The organism is Kitasatospora sp. NBC_01287 (genome assembly GCF_026340565.1).
Lineage (GTDB): Bacteria > Actinomycetota > Actinomycetes > Streptomycetales > Streptomycetaceae > Kitasatospora.
In genome coordinates this window covers 807,159-821,523 of record NZ_JAPEPB010000002.1, presented here as the reverse complement: position 1 = coordinate 821,523, position 14,365 = coordinate 807,159, and the positions used below count along the sequence as shown (strand labels likewise).

Here is a 14,365-nt window from a genome sequence, read left to right as displayed (position 1 = left end):
CGGGCTCCTCAGGCAGACGGGGTGGTGGGGGTGCGCTTCTCGGAGTGGGCGAGCCAGTCGCTCCAGCCGCACGCGGCGTCGTGCAGGCTGTTCATCGCCTGCTGCACGCCGCCCGGCACGATGCCCTCCGGGAGGGTCCGGAGGGACTGCCACCAGTCGGTGACCTCCTCCAGCAGGGCGGCGGCGATGTCGGCACCGGGGCGGGCGTCGAAGGCCACGACGGAGTCGGTGGGGTCGACGCCGCAGATGAACATGCGCGGGGTGTAGACGCCGCTGTTGGGCATCCGCTCAGTGCCGGGCGGGGTGGGCATGGTGGGCTCCTCAGGCAGTCGGGGCAGCGGCGGGGTGGACGCGGGTGATGTGGCCGTGCAACTCGGCCTCGGCCGACCCGTCGTCCACATGCCACGAGCTGGTCAACCAGGCGCAGTGCGGGCAGATCCGGATCACCTTCGCGTCGAACTCGCGGCGGGGCGCCCCGGCGAACGGGTTCAGCTCCGGGAACTCGTAGGTGCAGTCATCGGCCTCGCACTCGTACGGGTCCGCGCCGGGCTCGTCACAGCGGCAGATGGGCGCCTGGTGGCGGCTGCTGCTCTTGGCGTGGAGCAGCGCTTTTGTGAGCGCGCCCGACTGGCTGCCGGCGTGGCCGACGACCGGGATCCCGGGGCAGATGCGGCAGTCCCAGAACCAGAGGCGGGTGGTGTCGTCCCAGGCGATGCCGAGGGGCTTCGTTTGGCCCTTGAGGCGGCGGTAGGTCATGGCGGCGGGCTCCTGGGGGTGCGTGGCGGTGTGTGGGGTTGTGTGGGGTTCTGTGGGCGGGTGGGTGGCGTGACCGGTCTGCGCGGCGGCCGGCGGGCCGTCAGCTTGCAGCGCGGCGCCAGTAGTAGGCCTTCTGCCTGCAGCTCTTGCCGCAGTACGCGGTGTCGACTCGCCCCTCCGTGACCGGCTCCTCGCAGAAGGCGCACAGCGGCCTCGAAGGGGCCAGCACCAACCGCAGGGCGGCACGATCACGGAGGCGCCGCGGCCGGTCGTCCAGGTGCCTCGGCTCGACACAACCCGGCATCCCGCAGCCGGCCTTGACCGGCCCGACCGGATCCGTTCCGTTGGCGAGCCGGAACCCGATCCGCGCAGCGGTATACCGGGCCCCGTGGTGTGTGAGGACACCGACGCCGTGACCGTCGCGGGCGCCGGTCCAGGCGAGGTGTCCGCCAGGAATGGCTTCGGTGCGGGCGTAGAACGCGGCGATCAGCGAGTCCGGAAGAGCCCGGACGAACTCGGCGGGTGCGGTGGACATGACGGGCTCCTCACGGGGCAGCGGGTGGGGTGGCCGCCGCAACAGCGGCCACCAGGCGGGTCAGCTGGTCTTGCGGCGCCGGACGGTGATGCCCGGTCCGGTTTCGGTGCCGTCGGGCTCCACGTGGGTCAGGTCGAACCAGGCGTCGTGCTGGCCGCCGGGGCGCTGCTCGTCCCACTCCAGCCGGCCGATCTCGCTCAGGTACTGCGACCGGAACCAGGCCTCCGCAGCAGCCTTCGCCGGCGCCTCGGCGTTGGTGTAGCCGATCAGGTAGTCCGACACGTTGCCGGGCTCGTACACGGCCTCCCAGGCGGGCAGGAGTTCGTCACGGAAGGCGTTGAGCAGGCTTTCGGTCTTGTCGCCATACAGGTCGCCGTACGGGTCCTCGTCTACGCGGCGAGACCATCGCCAAAGGTCATCACGGGCGCTCATGAGTTCTCCTTGGTGGTCGGGTTGGCGCGGGCGGCACGACGGGCCGTCATGCGGGCCTTGATCTGCTCCTGCGACGGCGGCGTCCACTGGTGCCAGCCGACCGGCGGCTTCCACCGCTGGTAGTGCACGCGGTCGGGGATGCCGCAGTGACCGCAAGCGGACGGCTCGTCCGTTGCGCGGCTCACGCGGTCCACCACTGCGGCAGGTTCTCGCGGACCAGGACGGCAACCCACGCCGCACGATCCGCCTTGGGCACGTACCGCCACACCTCGGCCCGGTGGCCCTGCGGCCCGGCCGTTCCGTCGGAGTTGCGGAACAGGCCCTTGACGGTGACCTCGACCACGCGGGGGATTGCGAACGACGGGTGCTGCGAGTAGTTGATGGTGATGCGGGTCGGGACGAGCGTGTCGCTGCCGGAGTGGATGTCGGGGGCGCCGTTCGGCAGGTCGTAGGTCACGGTCTGCTTCTCCTCGTACGGGACGGCGGTGACGGTCCGAGTGGTCATGAGGGTCTCCTTGCGGGTGGTGGTGCGCGGACTGGGGGCTGGCTGGCGGTCAGGCGGCGAGGGCGAGCTTGGCAGCGACGATGCGGTACTCGGCCTTGCGCGGCCGGTAGGCGGCGGCGATCCGGGCGATCTGCGCGGCGGTGTAGCGGTAGGTCTTGCCGATCACGCCGGCGGCGACCTTCTCCGTGCGGGTCTGGACCTTGCCGAGCTGGCCAGTGGTGCGCAGGTCGCGGGCGGCCTTGCGGAGCGCCGCGGTGACACCCTTCACGGCGGTTGTGTCGGTGGTGGCCTTGCGGACGTAGGTGGCGATCGTGCGCTTCTGGTTGGCGCGGCGGCGGGCCTTGACGATCTGGCGGGCTTCGCGGGTGGTGGCGAGCATCGGGGCCTCCGGGTGTGTGGCCGGCGATCCTGCCGACACCCAGAACATTAGCCAAGTAGCTTGGACAAAGCAATATGGACAACCAGACTTGACCAAGATTCTTTGATAAGCTGTACTCGACAAACCAAGCAGCCTGCCCCATGGCCATGGCCAAGCACCTTGTGCGACCATGCGCACATGACCGACTACACCCCAAGCCCCCAGTTCACAGCCGCACTCGAAGCCTTCGACGAAGCCCAGCAAGCAGCAGAGGCAGCACGTCACGCACTCCGCGCCGCAGTCGCCGAAGACCTCAAGACCTACGACATCACCAACGACGTCATCGCCGAGCACCTCCCGTGGTCCGCCGAGACCGTCCGCAGCATCGCCCGCGAGTACGACGTCCCCCGCAAGCGAAAGCCCACCGTCCGATCCATCAAGCCCCAGAAGCGCACCGCCGGAGGCAAGCCCTCCGGCTGACCGGAGGAACGCATGCCCGCCATCCACCACAGGAACTGCCAGCACAGCGCCTACCGTCTGACCTGCGAAGACTTCGAGGCTATCTGGGAACACGCGGGCGGAAAGTGCGAGATCTGCCGAGCAGCGCCAACAGAAGAGCGCCACGGGGGGTTGGTCATCGACCATGCCGGTGAGTACAGCTACTTCGCCGTCCGAGGGCTGCTCTGTCGAAAGTGCAACCGCCTTATGGGCGAGGTGGACAGCGGGCGCGTGAAGGACGAGCGGGCATACGCCTACTGGGAGAATGCGTGGTTCGTTCGCGTGCTGCGCCAGCGACATGCCGCCAACATTGCTGATCGCCGCGCACGTCGCTGGTCCACGCCCGTCGAAGGTGAAGACAACCCCCAGGACTGACCCGCCCCGCCCCCGCCCAGCCACACGGCCACCGCCGTGGGGCGTCTTCTGCTGCCCGCTCACGACTGCCCACCGGTCGGCAGAACCAGCCCCGTGATCCCCGCGTCCAGGTCCAGCCACACCAGCAGCGTCACCAGCGCGTCAGCATCCGGAGCACCACCGCCTCCCATCCGCACGAGCGTCGACGCCGACAAGCCCAACTCGGCGGCCAGCCGGCGCCACGACAAGCCACGCTCCCGACGGCGCCCGTCGACCCGCCGGTAGAGCTCCGCCACGTCCAGTCGGTACGCGCTCACCGCCGAGCCCCCAGATCCCGCACCGGAATCCCAGCCGCAGCCGCACGCCGCATGCAATCCCGCGTGCCGACCGACCGGCCCAACGGGAACGCGAGACACACCACCGCACCAGCAGCAACCATCGCCTGGTTCCGCAACGGACCCGCCGCCCGACCGTGCTGCGCCCAGCCCGCCACGTGCACCTCGACCATCACGTCGCGCGCAGCAGCCCACTCCCACGCCAAACGATCCGCGCCCGTCGGACAGCCGCCGTGCACCACGACAATCCCGTCGTGCCCGGCCTGCAGAGCGTCGTGCCAGGCTTCCAGCAGCGCCGCCTCCACCGCTGCGGCGTCAGGCCAGGACCGGCTACCCGTCACCAACACCCGGGCCGTCACGACGCCTCCCCGAGCCCCTGCCGGAACAGCCACCGCTGCGCCGCATCCAACCTGGCCGTATGCGGCTGCCGCGGCGGCTCAACACCCCGCACCGACCGGCACCGCTCACCAGCCGCAGCGCCACAAAACCCGCAAGGCACCACCTGCGGACCCGACAACGCCAACTCCCGCACCGCCTCGTCCCGCTGACGCCGCGCCTCATCCAGATCCGCGGTCAGCTTCCGAATCCGACCGCCCGCGCCACCCAACTGCGACGCCAGATGCACCACGCCGATGCGCAGTTGGTGGGCCTCGGGCGGTGTCAGGGCGCGCCGTTCCGTGCGGTCCACCAGGTTCAGCAACTGCTCCCTTGTCGGCAGCTCCGGCTTCCCCGCGGCGTTCACAACTCCACCGCCCCGCTGCGCACGAACCGCTCGTCGGAGCCGGGTTTCTGCCAGCACAGCCCCCACGGGTGCTCGACCGAGACGAGCCCCGCATCTGCCGGGGGTATGCACCGGCGGGTGCCGTCGGCGAACGAGCCCTTGCGGTGCATCGCTGCGGCCGAGTCCGAGTTGAACGTCACGTGGCAGCCGGCTGCTGCGCAATGGGCGCGACGCAGGCCGGTCCAGCGGGCCCCGCACGAGCACGAGATGGCGCTCCGGGCCGGGGTGGGGGAGTCGGTGTCACCCATAGGTGCCTCATTTCGCTGTCGTAGTTTTGCTAGAACGGTCTCTCGGGCCGTGGACGGAGCTGGGCAGCTTCGGGGTGCTACGCGGCCTTGTGAGCGTTTCCCTTGCACCGCGCACCCGGAGCGCTATTGGACGGCCCGTCAACGGCCCGCGTTGTGCCACGGCCCGTCGGCGCCACCACCAGCCAGCCGTCCTCCCGCAGAGCCCTCACGATCAGCCGCCCGTACGCGGCCCGCTCCGCCGCCGGGTGATCGTCGAGGACGCCCTGGATCAGCGCCGCCACCGCATCGGGTACCGGGCTGACCTGGGAGGTCATGACGCTTCCTGCGGATCGGCGTCGGTCACGACGTACAGGTCCTGGGTCTTCTTCCAGGCGTCCCGCCGGCTCGGGTGCGTGCCCTGCTGCATGCGCTTGCCCCTCGTGGTCCGGCAGGGGTTCCAGGCCTCTGCGCGGCAGGCGTGCAGCGGGCAGGGAATCGCCAACTCGGGCCACTGGCCGCGCTTGGCGCCGATGCCGGCCGCGGCGAGCTCGGCGCGCAGGTGCTCGGGGATCTGTCCGATGCGGGCGACCGTGTCGGTGACGCTGGGGTGCGGGCCGCCGGTGATCTCGCGGATCGGTTCGGCTTCGATCCGGCCGTCGGCGATGGCCCGGATCTGGGCGCGTCGGCGTTGCACGAACTCGGCGCCGGTCTCGTCCCGGTCGAGCGCCGGGTAGGTGAACGCCCCGTCGGGGATCCGTTCGGCGCGGATTTCGGCACGCAGGGTGCGGACGTGGTGGGGTTCGAGCCAGCGTCGGGCGTCGGGCTTCTCGGGTGGGGTGGCGAAGTAGCGGGCGACGGCGTTGAGGGTGTCGCGGTCGAGGGGGGTGTCGTGGAGGGCTGCGGCCCAGGCGCGGGCGTCGACTTCGCCGATGGTGCGGCGGTCGAAGGCGGCGATGTGGCCGAGGAGGGTGGCGGCTTCGCTGGGGGTCATTGGTTTTCCTCTGCGGCGAGGCGGGCTGCGAGCTGGGCCGCGTCGTGGACGCGGCGGTCGGCGGTGGAGAGTTGGCGGCCGTCGGTGCCGGTGGCGGCGAGTTGGGCGCCGGCGTTGCGCTTGCGCTGGGCTTCGAGCCGCAGCCGGTCGTACTGGGAGCGGAGCTTGGGCATAGCCATGACGTTGGATCGCCAGAACTCGTCGGCCTGGCACCAGCGGATCGCACCGAGGACCTCGTCGAGGGTCCGGCCGTCCTTGTCGAGCATCAGGCGGGCGGCGTCGCGCCAGCGCTGGGTGACGGTGGGTCGGGTGCTGCCGTTTTCGTGGACGAGGTCGGCGAGGAGCTGGCAGGCCTGTTCGACGTCGGCGCGGCGGGTGTCGGCCTCGTGCGGCTTGGCCGCCGAGTTGTCTTTCTCCCTGCTCCCTTGCTCCCTGCTCCCTGCTCCCTGCTCAGGGGTGAGGGTTTCGTGAGGTGCTCCGGAGAGGTTCACGACATTCTCGTGAGGGTTTTCGCAAGGGGTCTGATCAGCGGTGATGTTGTTCGAGGGCTTGATGGAAGAGCCGCGGTCGAGCAGGGACACGACGGAGCCCTTCAAGGGGGTCTCGCCCTTGAAATCAACCCCTCCGGAGGGTGGAAATGAGGCTCCAAAAGGGGCCGGAGAGACACTCATGAGTCCCTCGCGAGACTTTCGTGAGCGGTCCCGCTGGCGGGGCGGATTCGCCCCACGCCACATCAGGAAGTCATCCGGCTCGTCGTCCGGGCACGGGGGCACCCTCGGCTTACCCGGGTGCTGCGGCTTCTGGTGCTCCGGCCAGTTCGGGCAGTGCAAGTACCTTCGGCCATCGACCTCGTAGCGGCAGACGGGGCCCGACTCGGCCATTGTCTCCAGCCACTTGTCGACGACATCCGGCGTGACGCCCCGATCGCGGGGGAAGCAGTCGGAGGCGATGAGGAGTTCGTCGTCGACACCGCGGCCGTAATCGTCGAGGTAGCCCCAGAGCAGCACGAAGAAGTAGCGGACTTCGAACGGCCACGACGACACCGTGATCGAGGTGCGCAACTCGGGCTTGATCGAGCGGATACGTGCCATGCGAGGCTTCTTTCGGGTGGGTGCGATAGGGGCGTGAGGGCGCCGGGGTGAGCCCGGCCGGCGGAGTAGTCCGGCCGGGCGGTTCGGGTCAGGCCGCGGCTGGCGGGGGAGCAGCGAACGCGCCCCGGTCAAGTTCCCTGCGGGCGGCCTCGACGGCTTCCGCAGCCTGGTCCGGGGTGTCGAAGGTGCCGAGGTTCCGGGACTTGCGGTGGCGCTTGATCTTGGCGACGTAGCGCTTGCCGCCCCGGTCGCGGTAGACGCCGAGAGGTAGATCCCGGGCCGCAACACGCCGGTTGAGATTGGACTCGGTGGGCGTGACGATCCGCAGGTTCTCGCGGCGGCAGTCGAGGATGTCGTGGTTGATGTGGTCGACGATCACGCGATAGCCGGTGCCAGCTGGGACGTTCATGAGCCAGCGGTGGAGGAGCATGACCTGGCCGTCCCACATCTGGGCGTAGCCGTGGGAGCCGATGGAGAGCTTGCGGCCAGCGAGCCGGGCGACGTCCTCCTCATCCAAGAGGATGTCGACGTAGACGTCTCCGGCCTTGGCGGGGACGGCTATGGCGGTCATCAGAACGGCGCCTGATCGTTGTTCTGCGACGCACCCCAGCCGCTGCCGCCCTGCGATCCGCCGCCGCCCCAGCCGCCCTGCTGGCCCTGCGGCTGCCCGCCCTGGTTCCACGGGTCCTGCTGCGGAGCCTGGCGCTGCTGCCCTCCGCCCTGCTGCTGGGAGTTGGCCTTCTCGACGCGGGCGGTGGCCCGGTTGAGGTCGGGGCCGATGGCGTCGAGCTTGATGGCGAGCTTGGAACGCTTCTGGCCGTCCTTGTCCTGCCAGTTGTCCTGGACGACCCGGCCGGCGGCGATCACCGTCATGCCTTTGGCGAGTGAGGAGGCGACGTTTTCGGCGAGCTGCCGGAACCCGGTGCAGTCCCACCAGGTGACGTCGGTGTCCGACCAGTTGCCCTGGTCGTCCTTGGTGCGCCGGGAGGTGACGATGCTGAGCTTCACAATCGCTGTGCCGCTGGGACTGAAACGCAGCTCGGGATCCTGTCCGAGGCGGCCGGTGAGGGTGATGGGGGCGCTCATTCGGGGGTCCTGTCGTTGGAGGCCTGCTCGGCGCAGACCTTGTGGGAGGGGTGTCGTTGGTTGTCGCGTAGGTGGGTGGGGCCGCCGCAGTACTGGCAGGGCAGTGGTTTGGCGGCCCAGTGGGAGCGGTCACGCCAGTCGAGGAGCCGGGGCTCGCTCACGCCTGGTCGAGGCCGAGCATGAGCAGGAACAGGTGCCGCTCTTCGTCGTCGCGGGCGCAGCGCCTAACGGTGACAAGGGCGTTGAACTTCTCCGCGGGGGTGTTGGTGGCACCGCTGGTGGGGTAGTTGTCGGGCCGGTCGACGGGGTCGGAGAACCCGGTGCGGCGCGGGGCGGTCACGCCGCGGCTTTCTTGCGGTTGTTGCGGCGGTGCTGCTGGTACCGCTCGTCGGGCGTGAGGCCGGCGCGGATGCCGTGGCGGCCTTCGGCCGCGATGCCGCCCTCTTGGCGCATCACGTCGTCCAGGCAGAGCTGCCTGACAGGGCAGGCATCGCAGATGCTCTTGGCGTAGAGCAGGTCCTTGTAGGCGGTGGCCTTGCCGGTGCCATCGGCGAACCACAGTTCCGGGTCGTGGTCGCGGCAGTCGGCGTCGTAGTGCCAGTTCGGGACGCTGGTGTCGAAGAGGAACCGGGCCCTGCTCACTGGGTCACCCCCATGTGCGGCCAGACGGCCTTGTCGAGGGCGGCACGGTTGGCCTTCGGCATGTCGGCGATCGGGTGGCCGAGGTAGTCGCGGCCGGCAGCCATGAGGACGACGGCGTCGGCGAGGTTGTCGTCTCCGCCGGTGGACCAGGCGGTCCAGCGGCGGGCGACTGCGTCGACCACCGCGGTCTTGGGCGCGTTGCCCTTGCCGGTGGCGTACAGGGCCCGCTGATTGGGGGTGAGTAGCGCGACGGGGATGTAGCTGCTGTTGAGCCAGCGGTACATCTCCCACCACAGCCAGGCGCGTTCGTGGCTGCCGCCGCCGGTGCGGGAGGGGGCGGGGAGTTCAAGGACGACGAGGTCGGGGCAGCCGATCTCGTTGGTGATGCGGTCACGGAGGTTGACGAGTTCGCGCATCCGCTCGACGTGGGGGAGATTGCTGAACTCGCGGCCACGCTTCTTCCGGTCGGGGTAGCCGACGCTTTCGCACCAGCCGAGGGAGGAGGCGATGCCGGTTCCGGTGGAGCTGGCGGATCCGATGGCGGTGTCGAGTCCGATGACTGAGGGGGAGTCGACGATGTGGGGTGGGAGAGCTTCGACGGGGAGCAGGGTCATGGTCGTCTCCATGCGAGGGAGAGGGCGGTGAGGGTGGCGCCGACGATGGCGAGCAAAAGGGCTGCGTCGACGGGTTCGTGATGCTGGAGCAGGTGCAGCAGGCGAGTCATGCGGCCTTCGTGGGGATCCAGGTGCGGGAGCCGTCCATGCCCCAGATCGCGGAGATGGTCATCTCACGGGTGGTCTCGTTGTCGGGCTCGCGGATCGCGGGCTGCCCGTCGGCTGGGGCAGGGACGCTGACAGCCGTGGCCTCGGCGTGCCGGGCGACGAGTTCGGCGTGTTCTCCGAGGAGGTTCTCGTGCTGGCCCTGCAGCTCATGAAGGTCGGCGGCGAGGTGGTTGGCGACCGCGGTGACGGTGTCGCGTTCCCGGCCGACCTTGACGTTGTCGGCGGCCTGGCGGAGAGCGACGAGGAGCCACAGGTTGCGCTCGTGAGTGAGGACGGGGATGCGGTCGGCGGCGCGGTGCTGTCCGCGACCGTGCCACCAGTCGGCGAGGCGCATCAGAGGTCTCCGGCGTAGGTGGAGTGGCCGCAGGTGGTGCAGCGGCGGCATGTGGTGTCGTGGACGATGTGCGGCTGCACGGAGGCGCAGGTGGGGCAGTGCGCGAAGGCCTGGACCAAGCCGAGCGGCCCGGTCGGGCCGGCTGCGGCCGGCTTCCGGATCCACTTGCCGAGGAGTAGCGCGGCGGTGCCGAGCGTCGCGGCCAGGTACCCGCCCATGCCCAACGCGGCCCTCACGACGCGGCCTGGAGATGCGTGGCGGGTCTGCGGGTCTCCCGGTCGGCATCCATGTTGGCCTGCTGCAACGTCGCCAGCAGGGCTTCCAGTTTGGTGATCTGGTCGACTCGCTGCGCGAGCTGCTTCCGAGTCTCGTTGAGCTGAGAGACCGCGTCGGCCCCGGTTCTCGGCAGTGGCATCAGGGCCCGGTCGCCGCCCTCCCACCGGTCCAGGCGTGTGGCCTGGTCAGCAATGAGGGATCCCTGTTCGGCGAGCGCCTTGCGGTAGCGGGCAGCGCCCCGGGCCAGGCGCTTGATCCGACGGTTCGCCGCCGCGCTGAGTTCGATCCAGACGTCGCGGTCGGCTTCGAGCCTGGCGATCTGCCACCGATCGGCGCGCTCGGCCTTGGTGCGGTCCGTGGCGAGTTGCTTGGCTATCGCCTCCCAGTCGGGCGCGACAGGCAGGCCGGCCTGCTTGGCGGTGAGATCGTCGATCTTCTGGTGCAGGTAGGCGTTGCGGGCTTCGAGTTCCGCGATACGGCGTTTGCTGCCTGGGAGATCCATGGTGCTACTCCTGGGATATGGCGGTGTCGGCCGGCAGAAGCTGGTGGCCGATGGCGAGTGCGATGGTGTGGGTGGCGTTGGTGGCGCCGAGGGCGGTCATCGCGTCGCGGAGGTGACGGCGGCCCGTGTCGACGGGGATGCCCTGCTTGGCGATCTGCGGGAAATCCAGGCCCCGGGCGAGCAGGGACAACACCTGCACCTGCTCGCCCGACAACCCGGGTGTTACGGCGGCGGAAGGGCGGCCCCGCTGGCCGCCACCGCCTGACGGAAAGGACGCAGAGGCCAACTGCCGTCCACCACAGCGTTCGGATCCCCGCCCCGCTCAGCTGGAGCCGTACGGAACCACTCCTGAAGCGATGCCGCCTGCTCCCTGGCCCACACCACCTGCCGGTCGTGCAATTCATCCAGAGACAGGCCTGCGACGGTGCCGAACCGGGCGTACCGGTTAGACAGCACCCACGCCGGATATCCGGACGGGCCACGGTGCGCGATCTCACCGATCCACCACGCGACTCGGGCCGACACCATCGCGTCGAACTCGCAGCCATGTGCGGCCTCGTCGTCCCACGACAACCCGAAGACCTGAGCCACCGTCTTCAGGACCCGGGCGCCCTGCTCAGCCGAGACACGCTTACGTCGCGTCAGAACCTGCTGGTCGAGAACCCGGGTGTCGATGACCGGCCGGATTGGCTGGCCGCAGATGTCCTCCAGACCGCCCAGCCCGTGGCGCCGGCACTCCCGGTCGAGGAGCGTCAGGTCGTATGACACGTTGTGCCCGACGAGCGGTACCCCGGCCGTAACGAGTTCGGCGACCGCAGTGGCGATCTCCTCGACCCCCTTGGCGGCATCCATGCCCTCGGCCTCGGCCTGGGCCGTGCTGATGCCATGAATCTTCGTGGCGTCGATCGGAATCTCGATACCAGGGTTGAGCAGCCACGTGCGCGGCTTGACCGTGGTGCCGTCGATGTAGATCACAGCAGCGGTGACGATCCGGTCCTGCTCGACGTCCACGCCGGTTGTTTCTAGGTCGAAGGCTGCTCGCGGACCCAGCTGCCAACTCATCGCGTCCCCGCCTTCAGGGAGGTGAGGAACTCCCGCAGCTGAGTGGTCTCGGCCGACCCGGGCATCGTGCCGCCGGAGAACTCGGCGAACCTTTCCTCGGTCTGGCTGGTGGACCAGCCCCGAGCGCCAGCCGCGGCGACGATCTGGAACCACACCTCGGTCGGGTCCTCGTCATTCACGATCTCTGGCTCGATCACGTCGTCCTGCGAGTCGTGGAACAGCGCAGACACCTGAGCCGCCTCGTCCTCGGCGCTAGTACCGCCGTAGTCCCCGGGGTTCGACAGACGCTCGGTCAAGCCGCCGTCGTTACGAACCTTGCCCGCTCCGATCTGCTCCAGCGTGGCCAGGTACGCGACTGGAGCACCTGCGGCTGAGGCCTCCTTGTAGAGCAGCCGGACCTCCTCGACCGTCTTTGCGGCCATGGCAAGGGCGTGGAAGTCCTTCGGTGGCCCCGCCTGTACGGTCGGGGCCTCGATCGCTGCCCGCCCCGGAGCGGCAGCAACCTGCCCAGCGCCGCCACGGAGCTGACCGGACATCAACTCCGTCGGAGTGATCTCCACATCGAGCGTCGGCACCATGAACCGGGCCGGCCTCTCGTCCCGCTGAACGAGCTTCTCCTCCATGCCGAGCCAGCCCGGCACGTACCCGCCGACCTGCGCGAGGAGTTCAGCGGCTGGCGGTAGCTCGACCGCTGCGTAGTAGCCCTTGGAGACGAGCAGCCACTGACCGAGTGCCGGCAGGTCACGCAGCATCACGTTGACCCGGGTCGTGATCGCGCACTCGCGGTTCACCGGGTCGCAGAGGCACGGCTTGTCGCTCTTGTGCTCGGTGGCGCCGTCGCAACGGCGGACGCACTTCGAGCCCTTGAACAGCTCGTACCACTGTGAGACCGCGTTCTGCGGAGGGATCACTACGGGCAGTCGGTCAGCGGTGGAGTACACCTCGAACTCGGACGGCCCACCGTTCGCCGGCGTCCACGGCTGCACAGTTCCGCCGTACAGGGCGGCGACCTGCTCGAGGATCTGCCGGGACGGTGAGGTGAAGCGAAACTTGTCGAGCTTGGCCGGGCGCAGGATCTTCTTCCCGGTCGTCTTGCTGACCTTGCCGGTGTCGACGACGTGGCCGATGCGGATCTCACCGAGCTGCCGCATTCGGCGCTGCAAGTCCAAGATGGGCATCAGGCAGCCTTCTTCTCTGTGAGGGCGGGGAGGGCGAGAGCTGAGCCGACGACCTTCTTCGACAGGCCCGATGTCCACTCGGCGGCCCGCTGGATGACGAGGAACGCCTTGAACACCTCGTGATCGCAGCGCACCGGAACCAGCCGGTAGCCCTCCGGTCGCAGATGCAGCACCACGCCCATAGAGTGCGTTGGGGGCATCTCGACCTTCGAACCGTCACGCAACCAGCACACAGCGGCGTTCCGGTACGCGGCCATCTGCAAGCCGGCTTCCGGGTACACGCCGCGGACATCCAACTCACCACCGGTCTTCGTGTCGCCCATAAAGACGGTGTCGGCGGCGACCTCGAAGTGGGCCGCGAGGACAGGCGAGCGCAGCAGGTAGTCGAGGGTGCCGGCGTAGCCCTGCTGCAGGCTGCCGACGACCATCTCGGACGCCTCGAAGGTGACCTGCCACTCGTCGACGAATCGGGTGAAGTGCCTCAGGTAGGGGTTGAGTTCGGGGCTTTCGACGAGTTCCTCGGGCATGGGCTGGCCGAGGACGTGCGCCTCGATGAGGCGGTGCACGGCGGATCCGATGTCGGCGCGTTCGTCCTTCTTGCGGATGTGGGCGCGCTTCAGCCAGGCGGTGATCTGGGCCCGCTCGTCGGGGCGCAGGCTTGCTGCGACGAGGCGGGGAAGGTTGTCCATGGCTGTGTCGGCAGTGATGTTGCCGGCCCACATGGTGAGGGCGTCGCCCTTGGCGCAGCCTTGTTCAAGGATGGTGGTGACGCGGCGGAGTCTGGTGCCGGTGACGGGGTCGCGGTACCAGCCCTGCGAGGGCTTCGGGATGCGCTCCTCGCCGACCGGTGCGGGCTTGGTGGTGCGGCGTCGGCCGGCCGGAGCTGAAGCCCCGGCCTCGCTGGTGATGGTCACGCGACCCACCTGTCCTGCTGGTGCGGGAAGGCCGACAGTGGCGCGACCCGAGACCGGAGCGTGCTGTCCGCCGCAGTCTTCAGCTCACAGGCCAGCCGGTAGGCGTCCGAGGGACTCAACTCCGCCTCCGCCTCTGGCAGCTGCAACTCGCCCTCGATCGAGGCGACCGCCTCGTCCCACGCACCCGCCGGGGCCGGTAGGACGTCCGCGAGCATGTCGAGCTGAGCCGTCACCAGGTCCGGCCGCTCCCGCCACACCTCAGCCAGTGCACGCCACATCTGGTCCGCGACCAGCCGATCCCGCAGCACCACCCTCAGCAGCGCCACGTCATTACGGGCGTGCAGACTCTCGTCATGACCCATCAGGCGGCCCTCATCTCGTTGTGCTCGTGCACCGGACGCCCGCACCCGCACACCTGTGCGGCCGGGCAGATCGTCGCCAGCTGGGTTCGCAGATAGCCGGCCCGGTCCTCGTCGCCGTCGATCAGCGCGAGGAGCCACAGATCACCAACCAGCTCACGTTCAGCCACCGTTACCGGGTGGTGGACCACGCAGTGGCAGGCGAACGGATCCGGCTCGGCCGGAGCGAAAACGCTCTGCCGGCGATGGGGAAGATGGAGGAGATTCACGCCGCACCGCCGAGCCTGTCGTGCTTGCGGCACCGCTGAACCTGCTTCCGGTATAGGCGACGGGTCTGCACGGACCAGGTCAGCGGGTTCCGCCCGCA

Annotated in this window: 31 protein-coding genes; 2 read left to right on the top strand and 29 right to left on the bottom strand. The window is 69.4% G+C overall.

Features of this window, described 5'->3' with window-relative positions:
• Nucleotides 1-8: 8 nt before the first annotated feature.
• The 7 genes from OG455_RS40615 to OG455_RS40585 all read right to left on the bottom strand — a co-directional run bounded on the left by OG455_RS40615 (nt 9) and on the right by OG455_RS40585 (nt 2,607).
• Nucleotides 9-311 carry a hypothetical protein gene (locus tag OG455_RS40615; protein WP_266301802.1) on the bottom strand — a complete coding sequence of 101 codons (303 nt, stop codon included), beginning with the start codon at nt 309-311 and terminating at the stop codon, nt 9-11.
• Between the two features lie 10 nt (nt 312-321).
• Complete coding sequence (locus OG455_RS40610; RefSeq protein WP_266301801.1) at nt 322-756, bottom strand: hypothetical protein; 435 nt, start codon at nt 754-756, stop codon at nt 322-324.
• Nucleotides 757-856: 100 nt separating this feature from the next.
• A complete protein-coding gene (locus tag OG455_RS40605; protein ID WP_266301800.1) occupies nt 857-1,291 on the bottom strand; it encodes a hypothetical protein in 435 nt (144 codons plus the stop codon).
• Nucleotides 1,292-1,351: 60 nt separating this feature from the next.
• On the bottom strand, nt 1,352-1,723 hold the full coding sequence (locus OG455_RS40600) for a hypothetical protein (protein ID WP_266301799.1): 372 nt from the start codon (nt 1,721-1,723) through the stop codon (nt 1,352-1,354).
• A complete protein-coding gene (locus OG455_RS40595; protein WP_266301798.1) occupies nt 1,720-1,908 on the bottom strand; it encodes a hypothetical protein in 189 nt (62 codons plus the stop codon). Before OG455_RS40595 ends, OG455_RS40600 begins: the two co-directional genes overlap by 4 nt.
• A complete protein-coding gene (locus OG455_RS40590; protein ID WP_266301797.1) occupies nt 1,905-2,228 on the bottom strand; it encodes a hypothetical protein in 324 nt (107 codons plus the stop codon). Before OG455_RS40590 ends, OG455_RS40595 begins: the two co-directional genes overlap by 4 nt.
• A gap of 49 nt (nt 2,229-2,277) precedes the next feature.
• Nucleotides 2,278-2,607 (bottom strand): hypothetical protein, encoded by a 330-nt coding sequence (locus tag OG455_RS40585; protein WP_266301796.1) that lies wholly within the window; start codon nt 2,605-2,607, stop codon nt 2,278-2,280.
• Nucleotides 2,608-2,784: 177 nt separating this feature from the next.
• On the opposite strand from OG455_RS40585, the gene OG455_RS40580 reads away from it, so the two are divergent.
• On the top strand, nt 2,785-3,066 hold the full coding sequence (locus tag OG455_RS40580) for a hypothetical protein (RefSeq protein ID WP_266301795.1): 282 nt from the start codon (nt 2,785-2,787) through the stop codon (nt 3,064-3,066).
• A gap of 12 nt (nt 3,067-3,078) precedes the next feature.
• Nucleotides 3,079-3,459, top strand: coding sequence for an endonuclease domain-containing protein (locus OG455_RS40575; protein ID WP_266301794.1), 381 nt, complete (start codon nt 3,079-3,081; stop codon nt 3,457-3,459).
• 59 nt (nt 3,460-3,518) lie between these two features.
• On the opposite strand, the gene OG455_RS40570 is transcribed toward OG455_RS40575, so the two are convergent.
• The 22 genes from OG455_RS40570 to OG455_RS40465 all read right to left on the bottom strand — a co-directional run bounded on the left by OG455_RS40570 (nt 3,519) and on the right by OG455_RS40465 (nt 14,267).
• On the bottom strand, nt 3,519-3,734 hold the full coding sequence (locus OG455_RS40570; protein WP_266301793.1) for a hypothetical protein: 216 nt from the start codon (nt 3,732-3,734) through the stop codon (nt 3,519-3,521).
• A gap of 17 nt (nt 3,735-3,751) precedes the next feature.
• Entirely contained in the window at nt 3,752-4,132 is a 381-nt protein-coding gene (locus tag OG455_RS40565; RefSeq protein ID WP_266301792.1) for an SLOG family protein, read from the bottom strand.
• Nucleotides 4,129-4,473, bottom strand: coding sequence for a hypothetical protein (locus OG455_RS40560; RefSeq protein ID WP_266301791.1), 345 nt, complete (start codon nt 4,471-4,473; stop codon nt 4,129-4,131). Before OG455_RS40560 ends, OG455_RS40565 begins: the two co-directional genes overlap by 4 nt.
• 38 nt (nt 4,474-4,511) lie before the next feature.
• On the bottom strand, nt 4,512-4,694 hold the full coding sequence (locus OG455_RS40555; RefSeq protein WP_266301790.1) for a hypothetical protein: 183 nt from the start codon (nt 4,692-4,694) through the stop codon (nt 4,512-4,514).
• 185 nt (nt 4,695-4,879) lie between these two features.
• Nucleotides 4,880-5,116, bottom strand: a complete 237-nt coding sequence (locus OG455_RS40550; RefSeq protein WP_266301789.1) for a hypothetical protein — start codon at nt 5,114-5,116, stop codon at nt 4,880-4,882.
• A complete protein-coding gene (locus OG455_RS40545; RefSeq protein ID WP_266301788.1) occupies nt 5,113-5,772 on the bottom strand; it encodes a hypothetical protein in 660 nt (219 codons plus the stop codon). Before OG455_RS40545 ends, OG455_RS40550 begins: the two co-directional genes overlap by 4 nt.
• Complete coding sequence (locus OG455_RS40540) at nt 5,769-6,863, bottom strand: hypothetical protein (RefSeq protein ID WP_266301787.1); 1,095 nt, start codon at nt 6,861-6,863, stop codon at nt 5,769-5,771. The genes OG455_RS40545 and OG455_RS40540 overlap by 4 nt, the downstream gene beginning before the upstream one ends.
• A gap of 88 nt (nt 6,864-6,951) precedes the next feature.
• Nucleotides 6,952-7,434, bottom strand: a complete 483-nt coding sequence (locus OG455_RS40535; protein ID WP_266301786.1) for an AP2 domain-containing protein — start codon at nt 7,432-7,434, stop codon at nt 6,952-6,954.
• A complete protein-coding gene (locus OG455_RS40530) occupies nt 7,434-7,949 on the bottom strand; it encodes a single-stranded DNA-binding protein (RefSeq protein WP_266301785.1) in 516 nt (171 codons plus the stop codon). The genes OG455_RS40535 and OG455_RS40530 overlap by 1 nt, the downstream gene beginning before the upstream one ends.
• Nucleotides 7,946-8,110: a hypothetical protein gene (locus OG455_RS40525; protein ID WP_266301784.1), complete on the bottom strand. Its 165-nt coding sequence runs from the start codon at nt 8,108-8,110 to the stop codon at nt 7,946-7,948. The genes OG455_RS40530 and OG455_RS40525 overlap by 4 nt, the downstream gene beginning before the upstream one ends.
• On the bottom strand, nt 8,107-8,289 hold the full coding sequence (locus tag OG455_RS40520; protein ID WP_266301783.1) for a hypothetical protein: 183 nt from the start codon (nt 8,287-8,289) through the stop codon (nt 8,107-8,109). Before OG455_RS40520 ends, OG455_RS40525 begins: the two co-directional genes overlap by 4 nt.
• Complete coding sequence (locus tag OG455_RS40515) at nt 8,286-8,591, bottom strand: WhiB family transcriptional regulator (RefSeq protein ID WP_266301782.1); 306 nt, start codon at nt 8,589-8,591, stop codon at nt 8,286-8,288. Before OG455_RS40515 ends, OG455_RS40520 begins: the two co-directional genes overlap by 4 nt.
• Nucleotides 8,588-9,205 carry a hypothetical protein gene (locus tag OG455_RS40510; protein WP_266301781.1) on the bottom strand — a complete coding sequence of 206 codons (618 nt, stop codon included), beginning with the start codon at nt 9,203-9,205 and terminating at the stop codon, nt 8,588-8,590. Before OG455_RS40510 ends, OG455_RS40515 begins: the two co-directional genes overlap by 4 nt.
• Before the next feature lie 106 nt (nt 9,206-9,311).
• On the bottom strand, nt 9,312-9,707 hold the full coding sequence (locus tag OG455_RS40505; protein ID WP_266301780.1) for a hypothetical protein: 396 nt from the start codon (nt 9,705-9,707) through the stop codon (nt 9,312-9,314).
• Nucleotides 9,707-9,943, bottom strand: a complete 237-nt coding sequence (locus tag OG455_RS40500) for a hypothetical protein (protein ID WP_266301779.1) — start codon at nt 9,941-9,943, stop codon at nt 9,707-9,709. Before OG455_RS40500 ends, OG455_RS40505 begins: the two co-directional genes overlap by 1 nt.
• Nucleotides 9,940-10,485, bottom strand: coding sequence for a hypothetical protein (locus OG455_RS40495; protein WP_266301778.1), 546 nt, complete (start codon nt 10,483-10,485; stop codon nt 9,940-9,942). The genes OG455_RS40500 and OG455_RS40495 overlap by 4 nt, the downstream gene beginning before the upstream one ends.
• A 4-nt stretch (nt 10,486-10,489) precedes the next feature.
• Nucleotides 10,490-10,675, bottom strand: coding sequence for a hypothetical protein (locus OG455_RS40490; protein WP_266301777.1), 186 nt, complete (start codon nt 10,673-10,675; stop codon nt 10,490-10,492).
• Nucleotides 10,676-10,707: 32 nt separating this feature from the next.
• Nucleotides 10,708-11,547: an exonuclease domain-containing protein gene (locus tag OG455_RS40485; protein WP_266301776.1), complete on the bottom strand. Its 840-nt coding sequence runs from the start codon at nt 11,545-11,547 to the stop codon at nt 10,708-10,710.
• The gene (locus OG455_RS40480; protein WP_266301775.1) at nt 11,544-12,725 is read right to left on the bottom strand and encodes a hypothetical protein; all 1,182 of its coding nucleotides are present in this window, start codon (nt 12,723-12,725) and stop codon (nt 11,544-11,546) included. The genes OG455_RS40485 and OG455_RS40480 overlap by 4 nt, the downstream gene beginning before the upstream one ends.
• Nucleotides 12,725-13,639: a hypothetical protein gene (locus OG455_RS40475; RefSeq protein ID WP_266301774.1), complete on the bottom strand. Its 915-nt coding sequence runs from the start codon at nt 13,637-13,639 to the stop codon at nt 12,725-12,727. Before OG455_RS40475 ends, OG455_RS40480 begins: the two co-directional genes overlap by 1 nt.
• Nucleotides 13,636-14,001: a hypothetical protein gene (locus OG455_RS40470; RefSeq protein WP_266301773.1), complete on the bottom strand. Its 366-nt coding sequence runs from the start codon at nt 13,999-14,001 to the stop codon at nt 13,636-13,638. Before OG455_RS40470 ends, OG455_RS40475 begins: the two co-directional genes overlap by 4 nt.
• Entirely contained in the window at nt 14,001-14,267 is a 267-nt protein-coding gene (locus tag OG455_RS40465; RefSeq protein ID WP_266301772.1) for a hypothetical protein, read from the bottom strand. Before OG455_RS40465 ends, OG455_RS40470 begins: the two co-directional genes overlap by 1 nt.
• Nucleotides 14,268-14,365 lie beyond the last annotated feature (98 nt).

Excerpts from the sequence above, each read along its gene's own strand:
- OG455_RS40615 (WP_266301802.1), bottom strand. The coding sequence starts at position 311 with ATGCCCACCCCGCCCGGCACTGAGCGGATGCCCAACAGCGGCGTCTAC.
- OG455_RS40610 (WP_266301801.1), bottom strand. The coding sequence starts at position 756 with ATGACCTACCGCCGCCTCAAGGGCCAAACGAAGCCCCTCGGCATCGCC.
- OG455_RS40605 (WP_266301800.1), bottom strand. The coding sequence starts at position 1,291 with ATGTCCACCGCACCCGCCGAGTTCGTCCGGGCTCTTCCGGACTCGCTG.
- OG455_RS40600 (WP_266301799.1), bottom strand. The coding sequence starts at position 1,723 with ATGAGCGCCCGTGATGACCTTTGGCGATGGTCTCGCCGCGTAGACGAG.
- OG455_RS40590 (WP_266301797.1), bottom strand. The coding sequence starts at position 2,228 with ATGACCACTCGGACCGTCACCGCCGTCCCGTACGAGGAGAAGCAGACC.
- OG455_RS40585 (WP_266301796.1), bottom strand. The coding sequence starts at position 2,607 with ATGCTCGCCACCACCCGCGAAGCCCGCCAGATCGTCAAGGCCCGCCGC.
- OG455_RS40580 (WP_266301795.1), top strand. The coding sequence starts at position 2,785 with ATGACCGACTACACCCCAAGCCCCCAGTTCACAGCCGCACTCGAAGCC.
- OG455_RS40575 (WP_266301794.1), top strand. The coding sequence starts at position 3,079 with ATGCCCGCCATCCACCACAGGAACTGCCAGCACAGCGCCTACCGTCTG.
- OG455_RS40550 (WP_266301789.1), bottom strand. The coding sequence starts at position 5,116 with ATGACCTCCCAGGTCAGCCCGGTACCCGATGCGGTGGCGGCGCTGATC.
- OG455_RS40545 (WP_266301788.1), bottom strand. The coding sequence starts at position 5,772 with ATGACCCCCAGCGAAGCCGCCACCCTCCTCGGCCACATCGCCGCCTTC.
- OG455_RS40540 (WP_266301787.1), bottom strand. The coding sequence starts at position 6,863 with ATGGCACGTATCCGCTCGATCAAGCCCGAGTTGCGCACCTCGATCACG.
- OG455_RS40535 (WP_266301786.1), bottom strand. The coding sequence starts at position 7,434 with ATGACCGCCATAGCCGTCCCCGCCAAGGCCGGAGACGTCTACGTCGAC.
- OG455_RS40530 (WP_266301785.1), bottom strand. The coding sequence starts at position 7,949 with ATGAGCGCCCCCATCACCCTCACCGGCCGCCTCGGACAGGATCCCGAG.
- OG455_RS40510 (WP_266301781.1), bottom strand. The coding sequence starts at position 9,205 with ATGACCCTGCTCCCCGTCGAAGCTCTCCCACCCCACATCGTCGACTCC.
- OG455_RS40505 (WP_266301780.1), bottom strand. The coding sequence starts at position 9,707 with ATGCGCCTCGCCGACTGGTGGCACGGTCGCGGACAGCACCGCGCCGCC.
- OG455_RS40495 (WP_266301778.1), bottom strand. The coding sequence starts at position 10,485 with ATGGATCTCCCAGGCAGCAAACGCCGTATCGCGGAACTCGAAGCCCGC.
- OG455_RS40485 (WP_266301776.1), bottom strand. The coding sequence starts at position 11,547 with ATGAGTTGGCAGCTGGGTCCGCGAGCAGCCTTCGACCTAGAAACAACC.
- OG455_RS40480 (WP_266301775.1), bottom strand. The coding sequence starts at position 12,725 with ATGCCCATCTTGGACTTGCAGCGCCGAATGCGGCAGCTCGGTGAGATC.
- OG455_RS40470 (WP_266301773.1), bottom strand. The coding sequence starts at position 14,001 with ATGGGTCATGACGAGAGTCTGCACGCCCGTAATGACGTGGCGCTGCTG.